Annotated in this window: 18 protein-coding genes; 2 read left to right on the top strand and 16 right to left on the bottom strand. The window is 63.8% G+C overall.

What is annotated here, in order from left to right; genetic code table 11:
- Positions 1-106: 106 nt before the first annotated feature.
- From dbpA to AD664_RS26545, 10 genes are all read right to left on the bottom strand, one after another.
- Positions 107-1,444 carry an ATP-dependent RNA helicase DbpA gene (gene dbpA, locus AD664_RS26590; protein ID WP_256207205.1) on the bottom strand — a complete coding sequence of 446 codons (1,338 nt, stop codon included), beginning with the start codon at positions 1,442-1,444 and terminating at the stop codon, positions 107-109.
- Between the two features lie 318 nt (positions 1,445-1,762).
- Positions 1,763-3,190 (bottom strand): multidrug transporter subunit MdtD, encoded by a 1,428-nt coding sequence (gene mdtD, locus AD664_RS26585; protein WP_042729642.1) that lies wholly within the window; start codon positions 3,188-3,190, stop codon positions 1,763-1,765.
- 175 nt (positions 3,191-3,365) lie between these two features.
- Complete coding sequence (locus AD664_RS26580; RefSeq protein WP_053151576.1) at positions 3,366-4,703, bottom strand: TldD/PmbA family protein; 1,338 nt, start codon at positions 4,701-4,703, stop codon at positions 3,366-3,368.
- Positions 4,703-6,145, bottom strand: a complete 1,443-nt coding sequence (locus AD664_RS26575; RefSeq protein ID WP_053151572.1) for a TldD/PmbA family protein — start codon at positions 6,143-6,145, stop codon at positions 4,703-4,705. The genes AD664_RS26580 and AD664_RS26575 overlap by 1 nt, the downstream gene beginning before the upstream one ends.
- 675 nt (positions 6,146-6,820) lie before the next feature.
- Positions 6,821-8,524: a choline dehydrogenase gene (betA, locus tag AD664_RS26570; protein WP_053151568.1), complete on the bottom strand. Its 1,704-nt coding sequence runs from the start codon at positions 8,522-8,524 to the stop codon at positions 6,821-6,823.
- Between the two features lie 221 nt (positions 8,525-8,745).
- Complete coding sequence (gene betB / locus AD664_RS26565) at positions 8,746-10,218, bottom strand: betaine-aldehyde dehydrogenase (RefSeq protein ID WP_053151564.1); 1,473 nt, start codon at positions 10,216-10,218, stop codon at positions 8,746-8,748.
- An 80-nt stretch (positions 10,219-10,298) separates the two neighbouring features.
- A complete protein-coding gene (gene betI / locus AD664_RS26560) occupies positions 10,299-10,919 on the bottom strand; it encodes a transcriptional regulator BetI (RefSeq protein WP_053151561.1) in 621 nt (206 codons plus the stop codon).
- Between the two features lie 222 nt (positions 10,920-11,141).
- On the bottom strand, positions 11,142-12,320 hold the full coding sequence (gene choV / locus AD664_RS26555; RefSeq protein WP_053151558.1) for a choline ABC transporter ATP-binding protein: 1,179 nt from the start codon (positions 12,318-12,320) through the stop codon (positions 11,142-11,144).
- The gene (choW, locus tag AD664_RS26550; RefSeq protein ID WP_042731604.1) at positions 12,317-13,162 is read right to left on the bottom strand and encodes a choline ABC transporter permease subunit; all 846 of its coding nucleotides are present in this window, start codon (positions 13,160-13,162) and stop codon (positions 12,317-12,319) included. Before choW ends, choV begins: the two co-directional genes overlap by 4 nt.
- A 70-nt stretch (positions 13,163-13,232) precedes the next feature.
- On the bottom strand, positions 13,233-14,180 hold the full coding sequence (locus AD664_RS26545; protein WP_053151556.1) for a choline ABC transporter substrate-binding protein: 948 nt from the start codon (positions 14,178-14,180) through the stop codon (positions 13,233-13,235).
- A 424-nt stretch (positions 14,181-14,604) separates the two neighbouring features.
- On the opposite strand from AD664_RS26545, the gene AD664_RS26540 reads away from it, so the two are divergent.
- Positions 14,605-15,981, top strand: coding sequence for an L-serine ammonia-lyase (locus AD664_RS26540; RefSeq protein ID WP_042731606.1), 1,377 nt, complete (start codon positions 14,605-14,607; stop codon positions 15,979-15,981).
- A gap of 564 nt (positions 15,982-16,545) precedes the next feature.
- The gene (locus AD664_RS26535; protein ID WP_042731607.1) at positions 16,546-17,649 is read left to right on the top strand and encodes a GlxA family transcriptional regulator; all 1,104 of its coding nucleotides are present in this window, start codon (positions 16,546-16,548) and stop codon (positions 17,647-17,649) included.
- Positions 17,650-17,693: 44 nt separating this feature from the next.
- Here the strand turns inward: AD664_RS26535 and AD664_RS26530 are convergent, their stop codons facing one another.
- The 6 genes from AD664_RS26530 to AD664_RS26505 form a co-directional block, all read right to left on the bottom strand.
- Positions 17,694-17,957, bottom strand: a complete 264-nt coding sequence (locus AD664_RS26530) for a hypothetical protein (RefSeq protein ID WP_042731608.1) — start codon at positions 17,955-17,957, stop codon at positions 17,694-17,696.
- 298 nt (positions 17,958-18,255) lie between these two features.
- Entirely contained in the window at positions 18,256-19,419 is a 1,164-nt protein-coding gene (locus AD664_RS26525; protein ID WP_053151553.1) for a gamma-butyrobetaine dioxygenase, read from the bottom strand.
- Between the two features lie 19 nt (positions 19,420-19,438).
- Entirely contained in the window at positions 19,439-19,915 is a 477-nt protein-coding gene (locus tag AD664_RS26520) for a thioesterase family protein (protein WP_053151550.1), read from the bottom strand.
- 178 nt (positions 19,916-20,093) lie between these two features.
- Positions 20,094-21,059, bottom strand: a complete 966-nt coding sequence (locus AD664_RS26515) for an L-carnitine dehydrogenase (protein WP_053151547.1) — start codon at positions 21,057-21,059, stop codon at positions 20,094-20,096.
- 145 nt (positions 21,060-21,204) lie between these two features.
- On the bottom strand, positions 21,205-22,092 hold the full coding sequence (locus AD664_RS26510) for a 3-keto-5-aminohexanoate cleavage protein (RefSeq protein ID WP_053151543.1): 888 nt from the start codon (positions 22,090-22,092) through the stop codon (positions 21,205-21,207).
- A gap of 70 nt (positions 22,093-22,162) precedes the next feature.
- Complete coding sequence (locus AD664_RS26505) at positions 22,163-23,107, bottom strand: choline ABC transporter substrate-binding protein (RefSeq protein WP_053151538.1); 945 nt, start codon at positions 23,105-23,107, stop codon at positions 22,163-22,165.
- Between the last annotated feature and the right edge of the window lie 33 nt (positions 23,108-23,140).

The following is a 23,140-nucleotide window of genomic DNA, read 5'->3' as shown; positions in this document are numbered from 1 at the left end:
CTTGCTCGCGAATGCGGTGTGTCAGCTCATTCAAGGTTGACTGATACACCGCATTCGCGAGCAAGCCCGCTCCCACATAGGGATCTTCATTGGGTTGCTGATCGCTTTACAGGATCCGCACCCGCAACGAGCGGCCCTTGATCTTGCCTTCATTCAGGCGCTTGAGGGCCTGCTTGGCGATGCCGCGTTCCACGGCCACGTAGGCCTGGAAGTCGAAAATCGCGATCTTGCCGACTTGGGCGCCAGGGATGCCGGCCTCGCCGGTCAGGGCGCCGAGGATGTCGCCGGGGCGGACCTTGTCCTTGCGGCCGGCGGCGATGCACAGGGTGCTCATGGCCGGCAGCAGCGGGCCGCCACCCTGGGGCTTGAGGTTATCCAGCTGGTCCCAGTTCAACGGCGCCTTCTGCAACTGCTCGATGGCCTGGGCGCGGTGGGCTTCGGACGGTGCGACCAGGCTGATGGCGATCCCGGTTTCGCCGGCGCGACCGGTGCGGCCGACGCGGTGGATATGGATTTCCGAATCCCGGGCCAGTTCGACGTTGATCACCATGTCCAGCGCATCAATGTCCAGGCCACGGGCCGCCACGTCGGTGGCCACCAGCACCGAGGTGCTGCGGTTGGCGAACATCGCCAGCACCTGGTCACGGTCGCGCTGCTCCAGGTCGCCGTGCAGGCCGACCGCGGAAATGCCCTTGGACGTCAGATGGTCGACGGTTTCCTGGACCTGCTGCTTGGTGAAGCAGAACGCCACGCAGGACGCCGGGCGGAAATGCGCGAGCACCTTGAACACCGCGTCCATGCGCTCTTCTGGGGCGATCTCGTAGAAGCGCTGCTCGATCTGTGCATCGGAGTGCAGCGCCTCGGCTTTCACCTGCTGCGGGTCACGCATGAACTTGGACGACAATTGCTTGATGCCCACCGGGTAGGTGGCGGAGAACAGCAGCGTCTGGCGGCGTTCCGGGGTCTGCTGGATGATGTCCTCGATGGCGTCGTAGAAGCCCATGTCGAGCATGCGGTCGGCTTCGTCGAGGACCAGCGTGTTGAGGCCGTCGAGCACCAGCGAACCCTTGCGCAGGTGCTGCTGGATACGTCCCGGCGTGCCGACGATGATATGGGCGCCGTGTTCCAGGGAGGCGATCTGCGGGCCGAAGGACACGCCACCGCACAGGGTCAGGACCTTGATGTTGTCCTCGGCGCGAGCCAGGCGGCGGATTTCCTTGGCCACCTGGTCGGCCAGCTCGCGGGTCGGGCACATCACCAGCGCCTGGCAACCGAAGAAGCGCGGGTTGATCGGGTTCAGCAGGCCGATGCCGAAGGCTGCGGTCTTGCCGCTGCCGGTCTTGGCCTGGGCGATCAGGTCCATGCCCTTGAGGATCACCGGCAAGCTCTGCGCCTGGATCGGCGTCATCTGGGCATAACCGAGTGATTCGAGGTTAGCCAGCATGGCGGCGGACAGCGGCAAAGTATTAAAAGCGGTGGCAATGGTGGTCACGGGACGGGCCTGCAAAACAAAATGTCGCGCAGTGTAGCAGCCTCGTGCCACTTTCTTTGAAAGTTCTGGACGAGCTGTGGGGTGAATTCACTGCCCTCTGCTTAGTCCGAAGAGACGGTTAACCCCGTGGCGAGGGAGCTTGCTCCCGCTCGGCTGCAAAGCAGTCGTAATCCAGTCGACGCGATTTTTCAGTCACACCGTGCTGGCCGGTTTGGGGCGCTTCGCACCCCAGCGGGAGCAAGCTCCCTCGCCACGCAGATCCCAGTGTCTTTAGTGCTCGATATGCTCATCCGGCCGTTTCACCCGTCGCCCGTCTTCGCGAGACAGTTGAGAGAAGATCGTCGCCGCCAGCATCGCCATGATGCCCACCGTCACGAACGTCAACTGGAACGCACCCAACACGGTCTCCACGCCATCGTTGCCCACCTGGGCGGTAAAGCCGCCGAGCAGGGCGCCGGCGCAGGCGACGCCGAGACTCAGGGACAGTTGCGCCACCACCGACAGCAGGCTGTTGCCGCTGCTGGCACTGGCGTCGTCCAGGTCGATCAGGGTCACGGTGTTCATCGCAGTGAATTGCAGCGAGTTGATCGCCCCCAGCACCGCCAGTTGCGCGAGCAACAGCCAGTACGGCGTCTGTTCGCTGACCAGGCCCATGCTCGCCAGCATCACGCCCAGGGCCAGGGTGTTGCCCGTCAGCACGATGCGATAGCCCAGGCGTTCGATCAGCGGGCGGGCCACGGACTTGGCGACCATGGCGGCGGCCGCCAGGGGCAGCATGCTCATTCCTGCCTGGGACGGTGAGTACCCCAGGGCCACTTGCAAGAGCAACGGCACCAGGAACGGCAGGGCACCGCTGCCCAGGCGCGCGAACAGGTTGCCCAGGATGCCCACGGCGAAGGTCCGGGTCTTGAACAGCGACGGTGCGAACAGCGGGTTTTCGATGTGCCCGGCCCGCAGCCAGTACGCCGCCAGGCAGGCCATCCCACCGAACAGCAGCAACATGACCCGCAGGTGCGGCAAGTGCAGTTCACCGAGGCCTTCCATGGCAATGGTGATCAGCACCATTGCCGCGCCGAACAGCAGGAAGCCCAGGCCGTCGAACCGCGTGCGCTCGCTGCCGCGCAGGTCGGGAATGAACTTCCACACCGCGTAGCAACCGATCACGCCCACCGGCAGGTTGATGATGAAGATCCAGTGCCAGGTCAGGTACTGCACCATCCAACCGCCCATGGTCGGGCCGATCAGCGGGCCGAGCAGGCCGGGAATGGTGATGAAGCCCATGATCCGCACCAGCTCGGAGCGCGGATACGCCCGCAGCACCACGAGCCGGCCGACTGGCAGCATCAGCGCGCCGCCCAGGCCCTGGATCACCCGGGCGCCGATCAGCATGCTCAACGAACTCGACAGGGCGCACAGCAACGAGCCGAAGCTGAACAGCAGGATCGCCCCGAAGAAGATCTTCTTGGTGCCGAAGCGGTCGGCGATCCAGCCCGAGGCCGGGATCAGCAGCGCCACCGTGAGCATGTAGGCGATGATCACGCCCTGCATGCGCAGCGGGTTTTCGGCCAGGTCGCTGGCCATGGCGGGCAGGGCGGTGTTGAGAATGGTCCCGTCGAGGGACTGCATGAAGAAAGCGATCGCCACCACCCACGGAAGCCAGCGGGCGGTGGTTGCATCGAGCGGTGCACGGTTGGGCATGGGGCCTCTTGTATGCGTATTGATCGGGCGGTGATGCTTGTGTGGCGAGGGAGCTTGCTCCCGCTCGGCTGCGAAGCAGTCGTAAGCCGGCGGCGGATCATTGAGACACATCGCGCTGGCTGACTTTAGGGCCGCTTCGCAGCCCAGCGGGAGCAAGCTCCCTCGCCACAGGGGCTTACAGCGTCAACGTCAACCGCTTCACCAGCGCTCCCGGCAGCAGCATCGAAGCCGTGGCCCGCTGGCTGTAGGTGCTGGCCGAGAGCAGAAGTTCCCGCTCCCGGGTCAGGCCTTCGAGTTGCGAGCCGAGCAGGCTGTAGACGCTGTCGTCGAAGCGCATGGTGCTGACCGGCGCCTGGATCTGACCGTCCTCTACCCAGAACGTGGCGAACCGGGTCATGCCGGTCAGCCGGGCGGCGGGTTGGTCCGAGTAGTTCAGGTACCAGAGGTTGCTGATGTACAGGCCGGTGCCGAGGCGGGCGAGGATCTCCTGCTGCGCCAGTTGGCCTTCGTCCATGACCAGGGCCGTGGGGTACTCGTAGCTGCTCGCGCCATTGGCGGGGAGGCCATATTCGGCGGCGCTGCGGGAGTTGATCAAGCGGGCACTGGCGGCGCCCTGGGCGATCAACGCCAGGTCGTCACGGGGATAGCCTTCGTCGGAAAAGGCCGGGCTCAGGGAGCCGCTGACCTGTTCGCGCAAGCCCACGGCAGGGCTGAAGGCCGCTTCGCCGGCATAGAACTTCTGCAAGGGGCTTTGCTTGCTGGCGATCGCCCGGGCCGAGAAACCGCCCCAGCTGAGCATGCCCATGATTTCTTCCAGGGCGGCGGGCGCAAGGTAGGCGCGGTATTCGCCGGGCGGCAGCGTACGCAGCGGCCGGCCGAGAAAGGCCAGTTGTTCGCGAGCCTGTGCAAAGCGCCGGGCGAACCCTTCGCTGCTCCAGTCATGCCCGGCGTAGCTGGCTTTGACCGCCTGGCCGTTTTCGTGGAACAGGCTGAAATCGAAGTTGAAGCTGTTGGCCTGATGCCAGCCAAAAGCCCCTGACGAACTGGCGAAACCACGGCTGATGGGGCCGGCGGCGTAGATCCCCACCAGGTCGAGGCCTTCGGCGGCGCGGGCGATCTCGGCCACGGCCTGTTCGGTCTCTGGCAACGGATGATCCTGCACGGCGTGGCTTTGCCAGTGGTTGTGGTTGAGCAGCAGGTACGGATCGCGAGGCAGCAGCGCCAGGGTGTCGCGAAGCTGGTGCAAGCCTTCTTCCAGGCGTTGCCTGTCGGTTTCGGCCTCGCCGGACAAGGTGATCTGCAGGTCGGCGTGGCGCCCGTCGTCGATCAGCTTGAAACGGATGTTGGCCTGTTGCACCTGCCCGGCCTGGCGGACCTTGCCGTGGTTGAAGCGCACGAAAGCCGAGGACTCGGCAGCGTAGCCGAGGGTGAACTGTTCAGACGCACGCAGCGACGTGCGCAGCCAGTCGACCAATGCCTTGAAGGCTTGGGCCTGGTTATTCATGGTAGCCATCAGGCGTCACCTCCGAACACGTCGACGTTGCTGAACACGCAGGCCGGCGAGGCATGCCCGACGCGAATGACCTGGTTCGGTTCGCCCTTGCCACAGTTCGGGGTGCCCAGCACCTGGGCGGTACTGGCATCGCCCACCGCTCGCAGGCTCTTCCAGAACTGCGCGGAGATACCCCGGTAGTTGGGGTTCTTCACCACGCCCTTGAGCTCGCCGTTTTCGATCAACTGGCCCCACTCGCAGCCGAACTGGAACTTGTTGCGGGCGTCGTCGATGGACCAGGAACGATTGGTGCGCATCAGCACGCCGTGCTCGATGCCCTGGATCAGTTGCCCCAGGGACTGGTCGCCGGGTTCGATGTTCAAATTGGCCATGCGGTCGATGGGCGGGCGATTCCAGCCGCAGGCGCGGCTGTTGGCGACGCCGGCAAGGCCCGCGCGAAATTGCGACAGCGCGCCACCCAGCGGGCGCAACAGCCGTCCTTCACGGATGAGGAACTGCTTGCTCGCCGGACTGCCGTCGTCGTCATGGCTGTAGCTGGCCAGTTCTTCGGGAATGTCCGGGTCGAACGTCACGTTCAACAGGCTGGAGCCGTACTGCAAGTGGCCGAAGTCGCTGGCTTTGACGAAGCTGGTGCCGGCGTAGTTGCGCTCGTCTCCGAGGATGCGGTCCAGCTCCAGAGGATGGCCGATGGACTCGTGGATCTGCAGCATCATCTGGTCCGGCATCAGCAGCAGGTCCCGCGGGCCTTGCGGGGTGTTCGGCGCCATCAACAGTTGCAGGGCCTGGTCGGCGATTTTCGGTCCGGCGCCGATCAGGCCGCAGCGGTCGATCACATCGAAGCCACCTTGCTGGCCGAAGTTCTCGCGGCCCAGGGTGCGAGTCTGGCTGTCCTGGCCGTCGAACGCGGTGACATCCAGGGACGGGTAGATGAACCGCTGGGCCTGACGCAATTCGGCGCCGGCGCTGTTGAGGTAGATCTGCTCGACCTGGGTCAGGCCGATGCTGACCTGCCAGTTCACCAGGCGCTCGTCCTGGGGCACCGCCGCCGATTCGTCGCCGAGCAACTGGTAGCAGTCGCTCAGAGACGGGAATGCCTGGTCGAAATGCGGTGAGAAATAATCGGCGCGGTCGCTGGCCACCGCCTGCTCGCGCAGGTCGAGCAGTGCATGGGGCTTGAGCCGGCGGGCCTGTTGCTCGGCGCGCTCCAGCGCTGCCTGCAAGCCGGCCTGGGACAGGTCGTTGGTGGCGGCATAGGCCTCCACGCCATTGACCCGCGCGGTGAGCATCGCCCCTTCGTCATGGCTCAGGCTGGGCGGTTCGGCGACATTCTTGCGCACCGACAAATGCTGGCCGGACTCGCGCACATAACGCAGGGAAAAGAATTCGGCGCCCGTGCGCAAGGCAGCAAACCGCTGCTTGAGCTGGGGGTGGAAGTCGAACATTCGGGAACCTCCTTGTCTGGACTGGCGCTGCAGCGAGGTGCGACGCATTGATGCAGCGGCTCTAGAGTAGGCCTGGCCGGGGGAGGGATCAAGGAACAAGGAAATTGTGGATGTCAGGCGGTATGTCAGTCGATGGAGATGCTGGATAGGTCCGGCCTCTTCGCGGGCAAGCCCGCTCCCACAGGTTGATCGTTGGTAGGCACGGGATGTGTGTCCGCCGTAGATCCCTTGTGGGAGCGAGCTTGCTCGCGAAGGCGGTGTGTCAGTCGATGGAGATGTCGGATAGACGAGCCTCTTCGCGGGCAAGCCCGCTCCCACAGGTTGATCGTTGGTGGGCACAGGATGTGTGTTCACCGTAGATCCCTTGTGGGAGCGAGCTTGCTCGCGAAGGCGGTGTGTCAGTCGATGGAGATGCTGGATAGGTCCGGCCTCTTCGCGGGCAAGCCCGCTCCCACAGTTGATCGTGGGCGGGCACAGGATGTGTGTTCACCGTAGATCCCTTGTGGGAGCGAGCTTGCTCGCGAAGGCGGTGTGTCAGTCGATGGAGATGCTGGATAGACCGGCCGCTTCGCGGGCAAGCCCGCTCCCACAGGTTGATCGTTGGTGGACACGGGATGTGTGTTCACCGTAGATCCCTTGTGGGAGCGGGCTTGCCCGCGAAGGCGGCGCTGGGGGTTACTGCCCGGCTGGCGCCAGTTCACGCAGCGGCTTGCCCTTGACCGGTGCGTCGCCGGCCACGTAGTACGGGGCGGTGCTGCGCGGCAGTGGCTTGCGGCCACGGATCTTGTCGGCGATCTTCTCGGCGATCATGATCGTCGGCGCGTTCAGGTTGCCGGTGGTGATGATCGGCATGATCGAGGCATCGACCACCCGCAGGCCTTGCATGCCGTGCACGCGGCCTTCGCCGTCCACCACCGCCATGTCATCGGTGCCCATCTTGCACGAGCACGACGGGTGGAAGGCGGTCTCGGCGTGCTCGCGAATGAACTGATCCAGTTGCTCGTCCGTCTGCACCTCGATCCCCGGGCTGATCTCGCGCCCGCGGAACGGGTCCAGCGCCGGCTGCTGCATGATCTCGCGGGTCAGGCGGATGCCGTCGCGAAACTCCTGCCAGTCCTGCTCGGTCGCCATGTAGTTGAACAGGATGCTCGGGTGTTGGCGTGGGTCCTTGGACTTGGCCTGGATCCGACCACGGCTGGGCGAACGCATCGAGCCCATGTGCGCCTGGAAGCCATGTTCCTTCACACCGTTGCTGCCGTTGTAGTTAATCGCCACCGGCAGGAAGTGGTACTGGATGTTCGGCCAATCGAACTCCGGACGAGAGCGGATGAAACCACCGGCCTCGAACTGGTTGCTGGCGCCGATGCCGGTGCCGTTGAACAGCCACTCGGCACCGATGGCCGGCTGGTTGTACCAGAGCAGCGACGGGTACAGCGAGACCGGCTGGGTGCAAGCGTATTGCAGGTACAGTTCCAGGTGGTCCTGCAGGTTTTCACCGACGCCGGGCAGGTCGTGGACCACCGGGATGTCGAGGCTTTCCAGCAGCTTGGCCGGGCCGACGCCGGAGCGTTGGAGGATCTGCGGCGAGGCAATGGCGCCGGAGCACAGCAGCACTTCCTTGCGGGCCCGGGCTTCGACGCGCTCTTCAGCGGCGCCGACCAGGTAGCGCACGCCCACGGCACGCTTGCCTTCGAACACGATCTTGTCGGTCAGGGCGTGGGTGACGATGGTCAGGGTCGAACGCTTCTTGGCGATGTCGAGGTAGCCGCGAGCCGTGCTGGCGCGACGGCCGTTCGGCGTGACGGTGCGGTCCATCGGGCCGAAGCCTTCCTGCTGGTAGCCGTTGAGGTCATCGGTGCGCGGGTAGCCGGCCTGCACGCCGGCCTCGACCATCGCATGAAACAGCGGGTTGTTGCCGGGCTTGGGCGTGGTCACGCTGACCGGACCGTCGCCGCCGTGATAGTCGTTGGGGCCGATGTCACGGGTTTCGGCTTTCCTGAAATACGGCAGGCAGTCCAGGTAGGTCCAGTCTTCCAGGCCGGGCAGCTTGGCCCAGTTGTCATAGTCCAGGGCGTTGCCGCGGATGTAGCACATGCCGTTGATCAGCGACGAACCGCCCAGGCCCTTGCCTCGGCCACATTCCATGCGACGGCCGTTCATGTGCGGCTCGGGATCGGTTTCGTAGGCCCAGTTATAGCGTCGACCTTGCAACGGGAACGCCAGGGCGGCCGGCATCTGGGTGCGGAAATCCAGGCGATAGTCCGGGCCGCCGGCTTCCAGCAGCAGGACCGTAACGCCTTCGTCTTCGGTCAGGCGAGTGGCCAGGGTGTTACCGGCCGAGCCGGCACCGATGATGATGTAATCGAATTCTTGGGACATGAAAGGCACCCTCTTTTTGAGTTGGGTTCAGGTCGTGGCCGACCGAGCGCCACATTCCCTGTGGCGAGGGAGCTTGCTCCCGCTCGGCTGCGCAGCAGTCGCCAATCAGGCGACCGGTTCTGTCTGGATGACGATGAGCCCGGGAACATGGGGCTGCTTCGCAGCCCAGCGGGAGCAAGCTCCCTCGCCACCAAAAGCCCCAGTCCAGGTTCCGTCTCGGTTCAAAACACCGACGCGTAATCGCCCAGCTCGACCTGTACCGACTTGATGCGCGTGTAGTTGTTCAGCGAACTGAGGCCGTTCTCGCGGCCCACGCCCGATTGCTTGTAGCCGCCCACCGGCATTTCGGCGGCGGACTCGCCCCAGGCGTTGATCCAGCAGATGCCGGCTTCGAGCTGGTGGATCACGCGGTGGGCGCGGTTCAGGTCGCGGGTCACGACGCCGGCGGCCAGGCCGAAGTCGGTGTCGTTGGCGCGGCGGATCACTTCTTCTTCGGTGTCGTAGGCGAGGATGCTCATCACCGGGCCGAAGATCTCTTCACGCACGATGGTCATCTCGTCGGTGCAGTCGGTGAACACGGTCGGGGCGACGAACGCGCCCTTGGCGAATTCGCCCTCGGTCAACCGAGCGCCGCCGCACAGCAGCCGAGCGCCTTCGGCCTTGCCTTTCTCGATGTAGCCCAACACGCTTTCCATGTGGGCGAAGCTCACCAGCGGGCCGAAGTTAGTGTTCTCGTCTTCCGGGTTGCCAATGCGGATGCGTGCCACGCGCTCGACGATCTTGGCTTCGAACGCCGCCTTGAGGTGGCTCGGGACGAACACGCGGGTGCCGTTGGTGCAAACCTGGCCGGAACTGTAGAAGTTGGCCATCATCGCGGTGTCGGCGGCGCGATCCAGGTCGGCGTCGTCGAAGATGATCAGCGGCGACTTGCCGCCCAGTTCCATGGTCACGTCCTTGAGCGACGAGCTCGAGGCGCTGGCCATGACTTTCTTGCCGGTGTCGGTGCCGCCGGTGAAGGAAACCTTCTCGATGCGCGGGTGCTCGGTCAGCCAGGTGCCGACTTCACGGCCGCTGCCGGTCAGTACGTTGAACACACCCGCTGGAACGCCGGCCTCGGTGTAGATCTCGGCCAGTTTGAGGGTGGTCAGCGACGTGACTTCGCTCGGCTTGAAGATCATGGCGTTGCCGGCCGCCAGGGCAGGGGCCGACTTCCACAAGGCGATCTGGATCGGGTAGTTCCACGCACCGATACCGGCCACCACGCCCAATGGTTCGCGGCGGGTGTAGACGAACGAAGTGGTGCGCAGCGGCACCTGCTCGCCTTCGATGGCAGGCACCAGGCCGGCGTAGTATTCCAGCACGTCGGCGCCGGTCACGATGTCGACGTAGCGGGTTTCGGAATAGGCCTTGCCGGTGTCGAGAGTTTCCAGGGCCGCCAGTTCATCGTTGCGCTCGCGCAGGATGTCCACGGCCCGGCGCAGGATGCGCGAGCGCTGCATGGCGGTCATCGCGGCCCAGACTTTCTGGCCCTTTTCAGCGCTGACCACGGCGCGCTCGACGTCTTCCTTCGTTGCACGCTGCACCAGGGCGAGCACTTCACCGTTGGCAGGGTTGATGGCTTCGAAAGTGGCGTCGCCGCTGGCATCGCTGTAGGCGCCATCGATGTAGAGTTTTTGCAGTTCGAAACGGGCCATAAAATCCTCGCAAGTGCATGAGTGGTTGGCTGCCACCGGGAGCGTGTCGTTTACAGCTGACTACGCGGTCCGGCGACGGTTCAGGAACCGAGCGATTCTGTGTGCTCTGACGCCCCTGCCTTGGCCAGTTGGAAGTCCATGTATTCGTAAGCGATCCGGTGCGCCTGGGCGGTATCGAACGCGTCTCCCGACAACGCCCCGCGCAGCCACAAGCCGTCGATCAGCGCGGCCAGGCCTCGCGCCGCACTGCGGGCCTCATCGAGGGGCAATGCGCGGCGGAACTGGCAACACAGGTTGGAATACAGACGGTGATCGTTGATCCGCTGCAACCTGTGCAGTGACGGGTGATGCATGCTGGTGGCCCAGAAGGCCAGCCAGGTTTTCATGGCCGGGCCATTGACCTGGCTGGCGTCGAAGTTGCCTTCGATGATCACCTGCAGGTGGGCTCGTGGGCTGGAATCCTCGAGCGCCTGGCGTCGCGCGGTGACGTTCTCGCTCAGGACAGTCATCAGGTACTGGGCCGTAGCCGCGATCAGGCCGTTCTTGTCCTGAAAGTAGTGACTGATGATGCCGTTCGAGACACCCGCCAGACGGGCGATCAGCGCGATGCTGGCGTCCCCCATGCCCACCTGATCGACCGCCTGCAATGTGGCTTCGATCAATTGCTGGCGGCGGATGGGTTGCATACCGACCTTGGGCATTGGGTGACTTCTCCTCGGTCTTGATGGGTGAGGAAGAGTCTATTTTGTTTTGATTGAACGTTCAATCAATAAAAAGACGAGCGGTTTTCGAGAAGCAAGCACTCACGGTCCATAAAGCAAAAACCCTGTGGGAGCGGGCTTGCTCGCGAAGCGCTATGCCGCCACCCAATCGTGACGTAGACACCGCATTCGCGAGCAAGCCCGCTCCCACAGGGTTGAGGCTTAGCCCAGGTTTTTGCCGAGCAGGGCGTGGTACAGCTCGCTGTCACCGAGGATCCCGACCACTTTCTGGTTATCGTGAAGCACCAGTTTGTTGCCGGTCTGGTAGCGGATCTGCAAGGCATCGCGCATGCCGATGTTGGAGTCCACCAGGGTCGGACGGCGGCCCAGTTCTTCCACCGATTGGCCCGGTGTCCAGTTTTGCAGGTCCAGTGCTGCGCCGTTCTGTCGGGCGCCCTTGATGGTGTTGCCTTCGGCCAGGTCGAGCCAGGAGTCGCCGCCCGGGTCCAGGCAGACCGAACCGTTGATGCGCTTGCAGTTGTCCAGGGTGCGCATCAGGCTGCGACCGCAGAGCACGTTGAGCGGGTTGGTGTGGGCAACGAAGGTGCGCACGTAGTCGTCCGCCGGGTTCAGCACAATTTCTTCCGGCTTGCTGTACTGGATGATCTTGCCGTCCTTCATGATCGCGATTCGGGTGCCCAGTTTCAGGGCTTCGTCCAGGTCATGGCTGACGAACACGATGGTCTTTTGCAGTTTGCGTTGCAGCTCCAGCAGTTCGTCCTGCAAACCCTGGCGGATCAGTGGGTCGAGGGCCGAGAACGGTTCGTCCATCAGCAGGATGTCGGCGTCCATCGCCAGGGCGCGGGCCAGGCCGACCCGTTGCTGCATACCGCCGGACAGCTCGTCGGGTTTCTTGTTGCGCCACTGGGTCAGGCCCACCAGCTCAAGTTTTTCATCCACCAGCTTGCGCCGTTCCTTCTCGGGACGGCCCTGCATTTCCAGGCCGAAGCTGATGTTCTCGCGCACGGTCAGCCAAGGCATCAGGGCGAACTTCTGGAACACCATGGCGATGCGCTTGGTGCGCATCATCTTCAGTTCGGCGGGGGAGCAGGAGGCGATGTCGATCTGCCGCCCTTCGTGCTCGACGAACAACTTGCCACGGCTGACGGTGTTCAAGCCGTTGATGCAGCGCAGCAGGCTGGATTTGCCTGAGCCGGAAAGACCCATCAGGACACAGATTTCGCCCTTCTCGATGGACAGGCTGGCCTTCTCCACGCCGACGATCAGTCCGGTCTGCTGCAGGATCTCGGGGCGCGAAAAACCCTTGTCCAAAAGTTCCAGCGCGGCCTTGGGACGGCTGGAGAAAATAACATCGACGTCTTCGAAACGAATGATGCTCATGCGTCACCCCCTACCTTGGCGTCGGGTTGTTTGCAGATTCGGTCGAGCATGATCGCCAGCAATACGATCGCCAGGCCTGCTTCGAAGCCCAGGGCGATATCAGCGGTGTTCAGTGCGTTGACCACGGGTTTGCCCAGGCCATCGGCACCCACCAGTGCGGCGATCACCACCATCGACAACGACAGCATGATGCACTGGGTGATACCGGCCGCGATGCTCGGCATCGCATGGGGCAGTTCGATACGCGACAGGAGCTGGCGACGGGAGCAGCCAAAGGCCTTGCCCGCGTCCATCAATTCTTCCGGAACGTCGCGGATGCCCAGGTAAGTCAGACGGATGGGCGCGGCAATCGCGAACACCACCGTGGAGATCAGGCCCGGGACCACACCCAGACCGAATAGGGTCAGGGTAGGAATGAGGTAGACGAAGGTCGGTACGGTCTGCATCAGATCGAGTACCGGACGCATCAGGGTGTAGAACATCGGCTTGTGCGCGGCAACAATGCCCAGCGGCACACCGATCACGACGCAGACCAGGGTGGCGAAGAGCACCTGGGCCAGGGTTTCCATGGTTTCCTGCCAGTACCCCAGGTTGAGGATCAGCAGGAAGGAAGCGATGACGAATACGGTGAGGCCCCATTTGCGCTGGATGAAATGCGCCAGCAGGGCGATGAGGCCGATCAAGGCCAGAGGGTTGAACCAGGTCAGCGCAAACGTCACGCCGTGAATCATCGTTTCCAGGAACAGTGCGATGGAGTCGAAGGTGCTGGCGCCAACTTGCGTCAACCATTCGACAAAGCCCGCAATGTACTGGCCTAAAGGTATTTTCTGATCAATGAGCATGGTAGTGAACGTCCGCATGCAAGGGATAAACAGCACGGGCGAGCGAACTCGCCCGGCATAACATGAGCGATTACTGCGCGAGCTTGGCTTTCACGGCCTCCAGGCCAGGTTTACCGTCAATGGTGGTCACGCCAGCGAGCCAGGTATCGAGCACCTGTGGGTTTTTCTTCAGCCAGGCCTTGGCCGCGGCTTCAGGTTTCATCTTGTCGTCCAGGACGTTGCCCATCAGCGAGCTTTCCATGTCGACGGTGAATTCGAGGTTCTTCAGCAGTTGCCCAACGTTGCTGCATTCCTGGCTGTAGCCTTTGCGCGTGTTGGTGGCCACGGTGGCGGCGCCGAAGTCCGGGCCGAAGAAGTCATCGCCGCCGGTCAGGTACTGGATCTTGAAGCGGGTGTTCATCGGGTGCGGTGCCCACCCCAGGAACACCACGTCGGTGCCGCGTTTCGAGGCGCGGTCAACCTGCGAGAGCATGCCGGCTTCGCTCGATTCGACCACTTTGAAACCGGCGTCCTTCAGGCCGAAGGCGTTCTTGTCGATCATGCTCTGGATCAGGCGGTTGCCGTCGTTGCCGGGTTCGATCCCGTAGATCTTGCCGTCCAGTTCCTTCTTGAATTTGGGGATGTCGGCGAAGTCGTGCAGGCCTTTGTCATACAGACCCTGGGGGACGGCGAGGGTGTACTTGGCGCCCTTGAGGTTGGTGCGCACGGTCTCCACGGTGCCGGCATCGCGGTAGGCCTTGATGTCGTTTTCCATGGTCGGCATCCAGTTGCCGAGGAACACGTCCATGTTCTTGCCGTCGGCCAGGGACTTGTAGGTCACCGGTACGGAGATCATGGTGGTCTTGGTCTTGTAGCCGAGGGCTTCGAGTACCACGCTGGTGGTGGCGGTGGTCACGGTGATGTCGGTCCAACCGACGTCGGAAAAGTTAACGGTGCTGCATTGTGCGGGTTCTGCAGCGTTGGCCAGCATCGGAAGACTCAGCATGGCGGCCAACAACAACGGCGTGGAACCTTTCATGGGTGGACTCCTGGTGTTTTATCGGCGGTGTCCTGTCAGGACAGCCGCACGCTTTTTGGGTGTTGCGGTTGGCGGCGCGTGGGCACTCTCTGACACGCGGCCTTGCAAACGAGCCGTAACTGATCATGTACCAGCGCAAATCTGACGCCTACAGGGAGGGTCGTATCCAGTACAGGGATGGTCGCATCCAGTGTCGGTGACGTCGTTTACAGATTTTTTCCGCCCCAGGTAGCCCTCTGACACGCAGAAAAACGGCGAAAACGGAGCAAAAGAGCGGCGGCGTTGGCGGGCATGATTGCGTCGGTGTCAGACGTCGGGCACTTGGGCAAAAGCCGGATGATGCGGCCATCCCGGCGTTGAGCGTAGCAGCTCCGTCACCGGCCGCTTCGGCGCCCGCACATGCCCGTTCTGGAGACTCTCGGCAATGGCAATCAGCGTTTTCGACCTGTTCAAAATCGGTATCGGCCCGTCCAGTTCCCATACCGTGGGGCCCATGCGTGCGGCGGCGTTGTTTGTCGAGGCGTTGCGGGCCAAGGCCTTGCTGCACGACGTGCGCCGGGTCGAGGTGCAGTTGTACGGTTCGTTGTCGGCCACCGGCATTGGCCATGGCAGCGACAATGCGGTGATCATGGGGCTGATGGGCGAATGGCCCGACGCGATCGATCCGTCGCAAATCGGTACGCGCATCACGCTGCTGCGGGAAACCGAAACCCTGCTGCTCGACGGCCGCCTGCCGGTGCCGTTCATCTGGTCGCGGGACATGCGTCTGATCGACGAGAACCTGCCGTTCCACCCCAACGCGATGACGCTGGTGGCCGAGGGCGACAGCGGTGAGCTGCACCGTGACACCTATTATTCCGTCGGCGGCGGCTTCGTCGTCGACCAGGCCCAGGCGTCCAGTGGCGTCGTGGACCTGGACACCACGCAACTGCCTTACGACTTTTCCAGCGCCGAGGAGTTGCTCGAACTGTGTCGCACCCACAACCTGCGGGTGGCCGAATTGATGATGGCCAACGAAAAGGTCTGGCGCTCGGAGGAAGAGATTCGCACCGGGCTGATGAAACTCTGGCGCGCCATGCAGGATTGCGTCGAGCATGGCCTCAAGCATGAAGGCATTCTTCCGGGTGGTTTGAATGTGCGCCGGCGCGCGGCCAAGCTGCACCGCAGCCTGCAAGAGTTGAACAAGCCGAACGTCATCGGCTCGACCCTCAGTGCCATGGAATGGGTCAACCTGTTCGCCCTGGCGGTCAACGAGGAAAACGCCGCCGGCGGGCGCATGGTCACGGCGCCGACCAACGGCGCGGCGGGGATCATCCCGGCGGTGCTGCATTACTTCATGAAATTCAGCGAGGCCGTCACCGACGCCAACGTGGTCGATTACTTCCTCGGGGCGGCGGCGGTAGGGATCCTGTGTAAGAAGAACGCTTCGATCTCCGGTGCCGAAGTCGGCTGCCAGGGCGAAGTGGGTTCGGCTTGCGCCATGGCGGCGGCCGGCCTGGCGGAGATCCTCGGCGCCACGCCGGAGCAATTGTGCAACGCCGCGGAAATCGGTCTGGAACACAACCTCGGCCTGACCTGCGACCCGGTCGGTGGCCTGGTGCAGGTGCCGTGCATCGAGCGCAACGCAATCGCGGCGGTGAAAGCCATCAACGCTGCACAAATGGCGCTGCGCGGTGACGGCCAGCACTTCATTTCCCTGGACCGGGTGATCCGCACCATGCGCGATACCGGTGCCGACATGCATGACAAATACAAAGAAACTTCGCGCGGTGGCTTGGCGGTGAGCGCGGTGGAGTGCTGAGGCACCCATTGTCGGTGCTCTCTGTGGCGAGGGAGCTTGCTCCCGCTGGGTTGCGAAGCAACCCCAAGGCCTGATCTCGTCTCAATAGGATTTGCGACCGCTGCGCGGTCGAGCGGGAGCAAGCTCCCTCGCCACGGGTTACGCTTCAAATCGCTCGAAAAATGAGCAGTCGGACGAAATGCGCCACCTTTTAGCGCGTCGCAAACAGACAAGACACCCCATGACGAACCGGCCCTTGCATCGCGCTCGACCGTTCGTCATCCGCGCCTGTGGTGATACCCCTCGCGCAAGCGGCGCAGCCCAGTTCCCACAAGTGCTACCGAACTGCTCACAGCTCGCTGTGACAGCCGCCTGTCGCCACTGATAGCGCCTGTAACCCATGCCGAACGCGTGCCCTGTGTAGACGGGTTGCGATGTCGTTTTCAGGATTTATTGAATGCATATTCAATTTTAGGCACGGCATTTGCTCTACCCCGATAAAGCCCGTCTCTCGCCAGAGAACGATGGCCATAACAAGAGCCTCCGCCTGAGGCCATCACCCGCTTTGTGTGAGGAGATACCGCGATGACGACGTCCAACTCCGGGGCCCAACCCCAGAACCGTGCGCCTCAATCCATCGGCTTTTTGCTGCTGGACAATTTCACGCTGATTTCCCTGGCGTCCGCGGTAGAACCGCTGCGCATGGCCAACCAGTTGTCCGGTCGCGAGCTGTATCGCTGGACCACCCTCACCGTCGATGGCGGGCAAGTCTGGGCCAGTGACGGCCTGCAGATCACCCCGGACGCCTCGATGCACAAGGCACCACCGCTGGACACCGTCATCGTCTGTGGCGGCATCGGCATCCAGCGCACCGTGACCCGCGAACACGTGTCATGGCTGCAAGGCCAGGCCCGTCAATCCCGGCGCCTCGGTGCCGTCTGCACCGGCAGTTGGGCCCTGGCCTGCGCCGGCCTGCTGGACGGTTTCGATTGCAGCGTGCACTGGGAGTGCCTGGCCGCGATGCAGGAAGCCTTCCCGCGGGTCTCGATGAGCACCCGGCTGTTCACCCTCGACCGCAACCGTTTCACCAGCTCCGGCGGCACTGCGCCACTGGACATGATGCTGCACTTGATCAGCCGCGATCACGGTCGCGAACTGTCGGCGGCTATCTCGGAAATGTTCGTCTATGAGCGCATCCGCAACGAGCAGGATCACCAGCGTGTGCCGCTCAAGCACATGCTCGGCACCAACCAGCCGAAGTTGCAGGAAATCGTCGCGCTGATGGAAGCCAATCTCGAAGAGCCGATCGACCTGGATGAACTGGCGGTGTACGTCGCCGTGTCCCGGCGCCAGTTGGAGCGGTTGTTCCAGAAGTACCTGCACTGCTCGCCTTCGCGCTACTACCTCAAGCTGCGGCTGATTCGTGCGCGGCAACTGCTCAAGCAGACGCCGATGTCGATCATCGAAGTGGCGTCGGTGTGTGGCTTCGTCTCCACGCCGCACTTCTCCAAGTGCTACCGCGAATACTTCGGCATTCCACCGCGCGACGAGCGCGTCGGTTCCAACACCACGCAACAGGTGGCGATGATGCCGCTGCCGCAGGCCCTGGTCCTGTCGCCGCTGTCCGGTCCGCTGTCGGCGCTGAGCCAGGCGCGCAACGAGTCGACGTTTGCCAGCGTAAGGCTCTAGACCGAAGGCTTTTTGTGGCGAGGGAGCAAGCTCCCTCGCACGGGTCAGGCGCTGTGGTTTTGCTGATACTCCGTCAGCGCCGGCAGCAGCTGCTTGTCGATGGCCTGGCGCACCGCCGGCAGGATGGTTGCGCTGCTGGTGTACATGTCCTTGACCATCCGTCGCAATTCATTGGCGCGTTCCCTGTCCAGGCCTCGCACGGCGCACTCGCACGCCTGTTCGGCGGTGGCACCGCTGGGTATCTGGAGCCCCAGGGCCTTGAGCTGGCCCAACAGGTCTTCCTGGTCGATCAAATCGGCGTGCATCATGACGCTTTTCCTTGTTCCGGGAGTGGGGTCGTGGCTCGATTCTGGTAGCCACCCGGAGTGGCGGCAAGGGCAAATTGTCGCAATGGCCCGGATGGCTATGAGCGTGTCGTTTTCGGCTAATTGAGCCGGATCGGGACTGGGCACACTGAGCTCCAAGCTGAATCACGATGGTTTGGTCACCCTCGCGCGACGGCTCCTCCAGTAACGCACCTGCCCCGATCCTGTCACGGCTTGATCGGGGATTTTTTTGCCTGTGTGATTCAGGCGTGATGGGGTGTAGGACAGGCCGCATCGCGGGCTAGCGCTGCAACACCCGGATGCGCGACAACAACTCATCCCGGTCCACGTAGCAGCCCTGGAAATGCCGGGCCCCGGTGGCCGGGTCGAACGCGTTGCGGGCGTGGAGGGTGCGACGGTTGTCGAAGCACCAGAGCTGGCCGGGTTCGAGCCGCCGGAGCAGGCGCAACCGCGGCTCGCGGGTCAGGGCGATCAAGCGCCGATAGGCGCGGTATAGCCCGGGCATCTGTTCGGCCGAGGTGTCGAACGGCCCCCGCAGAAAGTTCGCCATACGGATTTCCGCCACGTGCCCGAGGGCATCCAGGGCGATGATCGGCGCCAGACAGCGGTAGTCGCTGTGGCGGTCCTTGTTGCGAAATTCCACCGGTATGCGGCACAACGCCTCGAAGTCGTCGGGGGCTTCCTGGCGCAAGGCCTCGGCCACCGCAAAACCATCGACGAAGATGCTTTCGCCACCCTGGGCGTCATTGACCAGGCAATGCAGGAACTGCAGGCCCGGTTGCATTTCACGGGTCGGCAGGTCGCTGTGCAGCGGCAGGTTGAAGGCGGTGTAGGCGTTGCTGTCGGCATCGGCCTTGGATTGCACATTGAACAGCACACCGAAGTTGCTTTCGCGGATGAACGAGATCCGCTGGGCAATCCGTTGCAGCGAGCCGGGCTCGGTGGGCACGCCGCGCACCTGGGTCAGGCCGATGTCCCGTACGGCCAACAACCATTGCAGCAACGCATCGGCGTCTTCCATCACTGCCTGGTAGTCGAACACCGGCAAGGGCAGGTCGTGTTGCCACAGCTGGCGCTGGGGCTTGCTCGCCAGGCGCTCGGCCCTGGACGGCTCATCGTAGGCGTGGGCGCGCAACCAGCCGGGGTCGAAGCGGCTCTGATGGTCGTCCTGCCAGTCCACGCACAGGCAGCCTTCGTCGTCGAGCCAGGTCATGTCGGGTGCCAGGTCTTCAGGCACGTCGACGATCTCCAGCACCTGCTCGCGGGTAACACTGTAGACGCATTGGGGGCACGGGCAGTTGTCCCGCAGCCACTGATGGTGGAACGGGCTGACCCGGCCGTCGGCCCAGGTGACTAGCACCTGATCGGCCAGAGGCTTCACGGTGTCCAGTGCGCACACCAGCGGGTAGCGGCGAAAATCGGCAAAAGCGGCGGCGGTTTTCATGACGGCTCCTGTTCGACGTTTAGCGGGCGGGCGGCAAGGCGATGACCCGGCCGATGCAGTCCGGCGGCGGCAGGTCGGATTGTTCATCGAGCAGTGCCTGGAGTTTGCCCAGGGTCTGTTCCGGGAAGGGCGCCGAGCGCGGGCCGGCCAGGTCGACGTGCAACAGCATTTGCTCGTTGCCCGCCAGCGCCTTGTCACCGCCGGCCAAGTGCAGGCTGTGATAGATATGCAGGCGCTTGGCGTCATGGCCGATGATTTGCGTATGCACCTCGACGTTGGCGTCGACCTTCACTTCGTGCAGGTAGTTGAGGTGCAGCTCCAGGGTGAACAGCGAATGGCCGCTGGCGTCGCGGGCCTGGCTGTCCATGCCGAGCTTGTCCATCAGCACGTCCGTGGCGTAGCTGAAAATCAGCAGGTAGTAGGCATCGCGCAAGTGGCCGTTGTAGTCGACCCATTCGGGGCGGATGTGGGTTTGGTAGGTGGTGAGGGTGGGCATGGCAAAACTCCACAGATGGGTGCAGGTGGACACGTGTGTGGCGAGGGAGCTTGCTCCCGCTGGGGGCGAAGCCCCCCAAAAAGCCTGATATCGCGGTGTTTCAGAAACACCGCGTCTGCTGATTGGCGACCGCTTCGCGGCCGAGCGGGAGCAAGCTCCCTCGCCACAGAGACCGCGCTCAGTCAGTAAACGTCATCCCATGCCTGGCCTTGGTGTTTTTCACTGCCTCCAGCACAGCCAGCAGACAGTCATCGCGATAACGTTCCAGTGCCGAGATGCTGTGGCTGCCCAGTTGCGCGCTCGTGCCCTCGACCACGTCGTCGATCAGCTTCTCGGTCAGTTCCGGCGCCGGCAGGTAGGTCCATGGCAGTTGCAGCGCCGGGCCGAACTGGCTCATGAAGTGACGCATCCCGGCGTCGCCGCCGGCCAGGGTGTAGGTTAAAAACGTGCCCATGAACGACCAGCGCAAGCCGGCACCGAAGCGGATGGCGTCGTCGATTTCGCCGGTGGTCGCCACGCCGTCGTTGACCAGGTGCAGGGCTTCGCGCCACAGCGCTTCGAGCAGCCGGTCGGCGATGAAGCCGGGCACTTCCTTGCGCACGTGCAGCGGTCGCATGCCCAGGGACGTGTACACCTGCATCGCGGCTTGCACCGCTTCAGGCGCGGTGTTCCTGCCGCCCACCACTTCCACCAGCGGCAGCAGGTAGACCGGGTTGAACGGGTGCCCGACCACGCAACGTTCCGGGTGAGTGGCGCCCTCGTAGAACTCGCTGGGCAGTAACCCCGACGTGCTGGAGCCGATCAGCGCGTCGGGCTTGGCGGCGGCGCTGATGCGGCTGTGCAGGTCGAGTTTCAGCTCCAGGCGCTCGGGAGCGCTTTCCTGGATGAAGTCGGCGTCGCGCACGCATTCCTCGACGGTGGCGACAAAACGCAGCCGATCCTGCGATGCGCCCGGCGCCAGGCCTTGTTTTTCCAGCGCGCCCCAGGCACTGGCGACGCGCTTGCGCAACGCCGCTTCGGCCCCGGGCGCCGGGTCCCAGGCCACGACGTCCAGCCCGTGGGCCAGGGCCCGGCTGACCCAGCCGCTGCCGATGACTCCGCTGCCCAGGGCGGCGAAGGTTTTGATATCAGTGATAAAGCCCATGGTGATTTCCTGAAGTATTCGATGAACTGAATGTGGGAGCGGGCTTGCTCGCGAAGAGGCCGGTACATGCAACGGATTTGCCGTGGAGCAAATGCCGCCTTCGCGAGCAAGCCCGCTCCCACCTATGATCTGGGTGGCCGTCGGGTCAGCCGCGCTGGGTCAGGCCCATCTTCCTGCGCCCCTCGGCCGGGGTCAGGACGCGAGCGCCGAGGCGAGTGAGAATTTCCCCGGCGCGTTCCACCAGTTGGCCGTTGGTGGCGAGCACGCCTTTGTCCAGCCAGAGGTTGTCTTCCAGCCCGACCCGCACGTTGCCCCCCAGCAGCACGGCTTGGGCGGCCATCGGCATCTGCATGCGGCCGATGCCGAAGCCGGCCCACACGGCGTCCGCCGGCAGGTTGTCGACCATCGCCTTCATGGTGGTGGTGTCGGCGGGCGCTCCCCAGGGGATGCCCAGGCAAAGCTGGAACAGCGGGTTGTCCAGCAGGCCTTCCTTGATCAGTTGCTTGGCGAACCACAGGTGGCCGGTGTCGAAGATTTCCAGCTCGGCCTTGACCCCCAGTTCAGTGATGCGCTTGGCCCCGGCTCGCAGTTGCGCCGGGGTGGAGACGTAAATGGTGTCGCCGTCACCGAAGTTCAGGGTGCCGCAATCCAGGGTGCAGATTTCCGGCAGCAGCTCTTCGACGTGGGCCAGGCGGGTCAGCGGGCCCACCAGGTCGGTGTTGGGGCCGAATTCCATCGGCCGCTCGCCGGCCCCGATCTCCAGGTCGCCGCCCATGCCGGCGGTGAGGTTGACGATGATGTCCACGTCCGCCTCGCGGATGCGCTCCATCACTTCGCGATACAGCGCCACGTCGCGGCTGAACTTGCCGGTCTGCGGGTCGCGCACGTGGCAATGGACCACCGTGGCGCCGGCCTTGGCCGCCTCGACGGCCGCCTCGGCGATCTGTTTCGGGGTCACCGGTACGTGGGGGCTCTTGGCGGTGGTGTCGCCAGCACCGGTGAGTGCGCAGGTGATGATGACGTCGTGGTTCATGGTGCGGCTTCCTTCAGGCGAGGTGAATCACTGCGCAGGCCGGCGGCGCTGCGCAGAACGAGGGCGTGGGTCAGTTGGTGGTCAGTTGCAGGTTGTCGGCGGCCGGTTTGCCATCGAAGGTGGTGACGCCTTCGAGCCAGCGTTGCTTGTCTTGCGGATGGTCCTTGAGCCATTGCCGGGCCGACTCGAGCGGGTCCTTGTGGTCCAGCAGCGGCTGCATCATCCGGCTTTCGTCTTCGGCGGTGAACGTCAGGTTGCTCAGCAGGCGGCTGACGTTCGGGCACTGGCGGGCGTAGTCCGGCGCGGTGACGGTCCACACGGTGGCCATGCCTTCGTTCGGGCCGAGCGCGTCTTCACTGCCGGTGAGGTAGGTCATCTGCACATTGACGTTCATCGGGTGCGGCGCCCAGCCGAAGAACACCACGGCTTCCTTGCGCCGCACCGCGCGGTCCACGGCGGCGAGCATGCCGGCCTCGCTGGATTCCACCAGTTGGAATTTGCCCAGGCCGAACTGGTTCTTGGCGATCATCGCCTTGATCTGGGTGTTGGCGCCGGAGCCAGGCTCGATGCCGTAGATCTTGCCGCCCAGCTCTTTTTCAAACCTGGCGATGTCGGCGAATGTCTTCAAGCCCTTGTCGGCCAGGTAGGTCGGCACGGCGAGGGTGGCGCGGGCATCCTTGAGGCTCGGCTGCTCCAGGACTTTGACTTGCTTGGCCTCGACGAACGGGGTGATCGTCTGGGTCATCAGCGGGTTCCAGTAACCCAGGAACAGGTCCAGGCGCTGGTCGCGGATGCCGGCGAAGATAATCTGCTGGGAGGCGCTGGTCTGTTTGGTCTTGTAGCCGAGGCCATCGAGCATCACTTGGGTCAGGGCACTGGTGGCAATGACATCGGTCCAGTTGACCACGCCCAGGCGCACGTTCTGGCATGCGGCAGACTCGGCGGCAAAGGTGGCTGAGCTGAGCAAAACGGTACCGCTGAGAGCAAGAACGCAGGAGCTGATCAATCGTTTCATGGCGGGTCCTCGGCAGCTTATTGTTATGGGGTC

The organism is Pseudomonas sp. P97.38 (assembly GCF_001269745.1).
In the GTDB taxonomy this organism is placed as follows: Bacteria; Pseudomonadota; Gammaproteobacteria; order Pseudomonadales; family Pseudomonadaceae; genus Aquipseudomonas; species Aquipseudomonas chlororaphis_E.
Note: the sequence above shows the minus strand (reverse complement) of the source record. Positions and strands in the feature narration are given on the sequence as shown.

Bases quoted from the DNA above. Each gene is read 5' to 3' on its own strand.
- AD664_RS26580 (WP_053151576.1), bottom strand. From the start codon at position 4,703: ATGGCTACCATGAATAACCAGGCCCAAGCCTTCAAGGCATTGGTCGAC.
- betB (WP_053151564.1), bottom strand. From the start codon at position 10,218: ATGGCCCGTTTCGAACTGCAAAAACTCTACATCGATGGCGCCTACAGC.
- AD664_RS26530 (WP_042731608.1), bottom strand. From the start codon at position 17,957: ATGATGCACGCCGATTTGATCGACCAGGAAGACCTGTTGGGCCAGCTC.
- AD664_RS26510 (WP_053151543.1), bottom strand. From the start codon at position 22,092: ATGAACCACGACGTCATCATCACCTGCGCACTCACCGGTGCTGGCGAC.
- betA (WP_053151568.1), bottom strand. From the start codon at position 8,524: ATGTCCCAAGAATTCGATTACATCATCATCGGTGCCGGCTCGGCCGGT.
- choV (WP_053151558.1), bottom strand. From the start codon at position 12,320: ATGAGCATCATTCGTTTCGAAGACGTCGATGTTATTTTCTCCAGCCGT.
- AD664_RS26525 (WP_053151553.1), bottom strand. From the start codon at position 19,419: ATGAAAACCGCCGCCGCTTTTGCCGATTTTCGCCGCTACCCGCTGGTG.
- mdtD (WP_042729642.1), bottom strand. From the start codon at position 3,190: ATGCCCAACCGTGCACCGCTCGATGCAACCACCGCCCGCTGGCTTCCG.
- AD664_RS26540 (WP_042731606.1), top strand. From the start codon at position 14,605: ATGGCAATCAGCGTTTTCGACCTGTTCAAAATCGGTATCGGCCCGTCC.
- dbpA (WP_256207205.1), bottom strand. From the start codon at position 1,444: ATGCTGGCTAACCTCGAATCACTCGGTTATGCCCAGATGACGCCGATC.
- AD664_RS26535 (WP_042731607.1), top strand. From the start codon at position 16,546: ATGACGACGTCCAACTCCGGGGCCCAACCCCAGAACCGTGCGCCTCAA.
- choW (WP_042731604.1), bottom strand. From the start codon at position 13,162: ATGCTCATTGATCAGAAAATACCTTTAGGCCAGTACATTGCGGGCTTT.
- AD664_RS26515 (WP_053151547.1), bottom strand. From the start codon at position 21,059: ATGGGCTTTATCACTGATATCAAAACCTTCGCCGCCCTGGGCAGCGGA.
- AD664_RS26505 (WP_053151538.1), bottom strand. From the start codon at position 23,107: ATGAAACGATTGATCAGCTCCTGCGTTCTTGCTCTCAGCGGTACCGTT.
- AD664_RS26575 (WP_053151572.1), bottom strand. From the start codon at position 6,145: ATGTTCGACTTCCACCCCCAGCTCAAGCAGCGGTTTGCTGCCTTGCGC.
- AD664_RS26545 (WP_053151556.1), bottom strand. From the start codon at position 14,180: ATGAAAGGTTCCACGCCGTTGTTGTTGGCCGCCATGCTGAGTCTTCCG.
- AD664_RS26520 (WP_053151550.1), bottom strand. From the start codon at position 19,915: ATGCCCACCCTCACCACCTACCAAACCCACATCCGCCCCGAATGGGTC.
- betI (WP_053151561.1), bottom strand. From the start codon at position 10,919: ATGCCCAAGGTCGGTATGCAACCCATCCGCCGCCAGCAATTGATCGAA.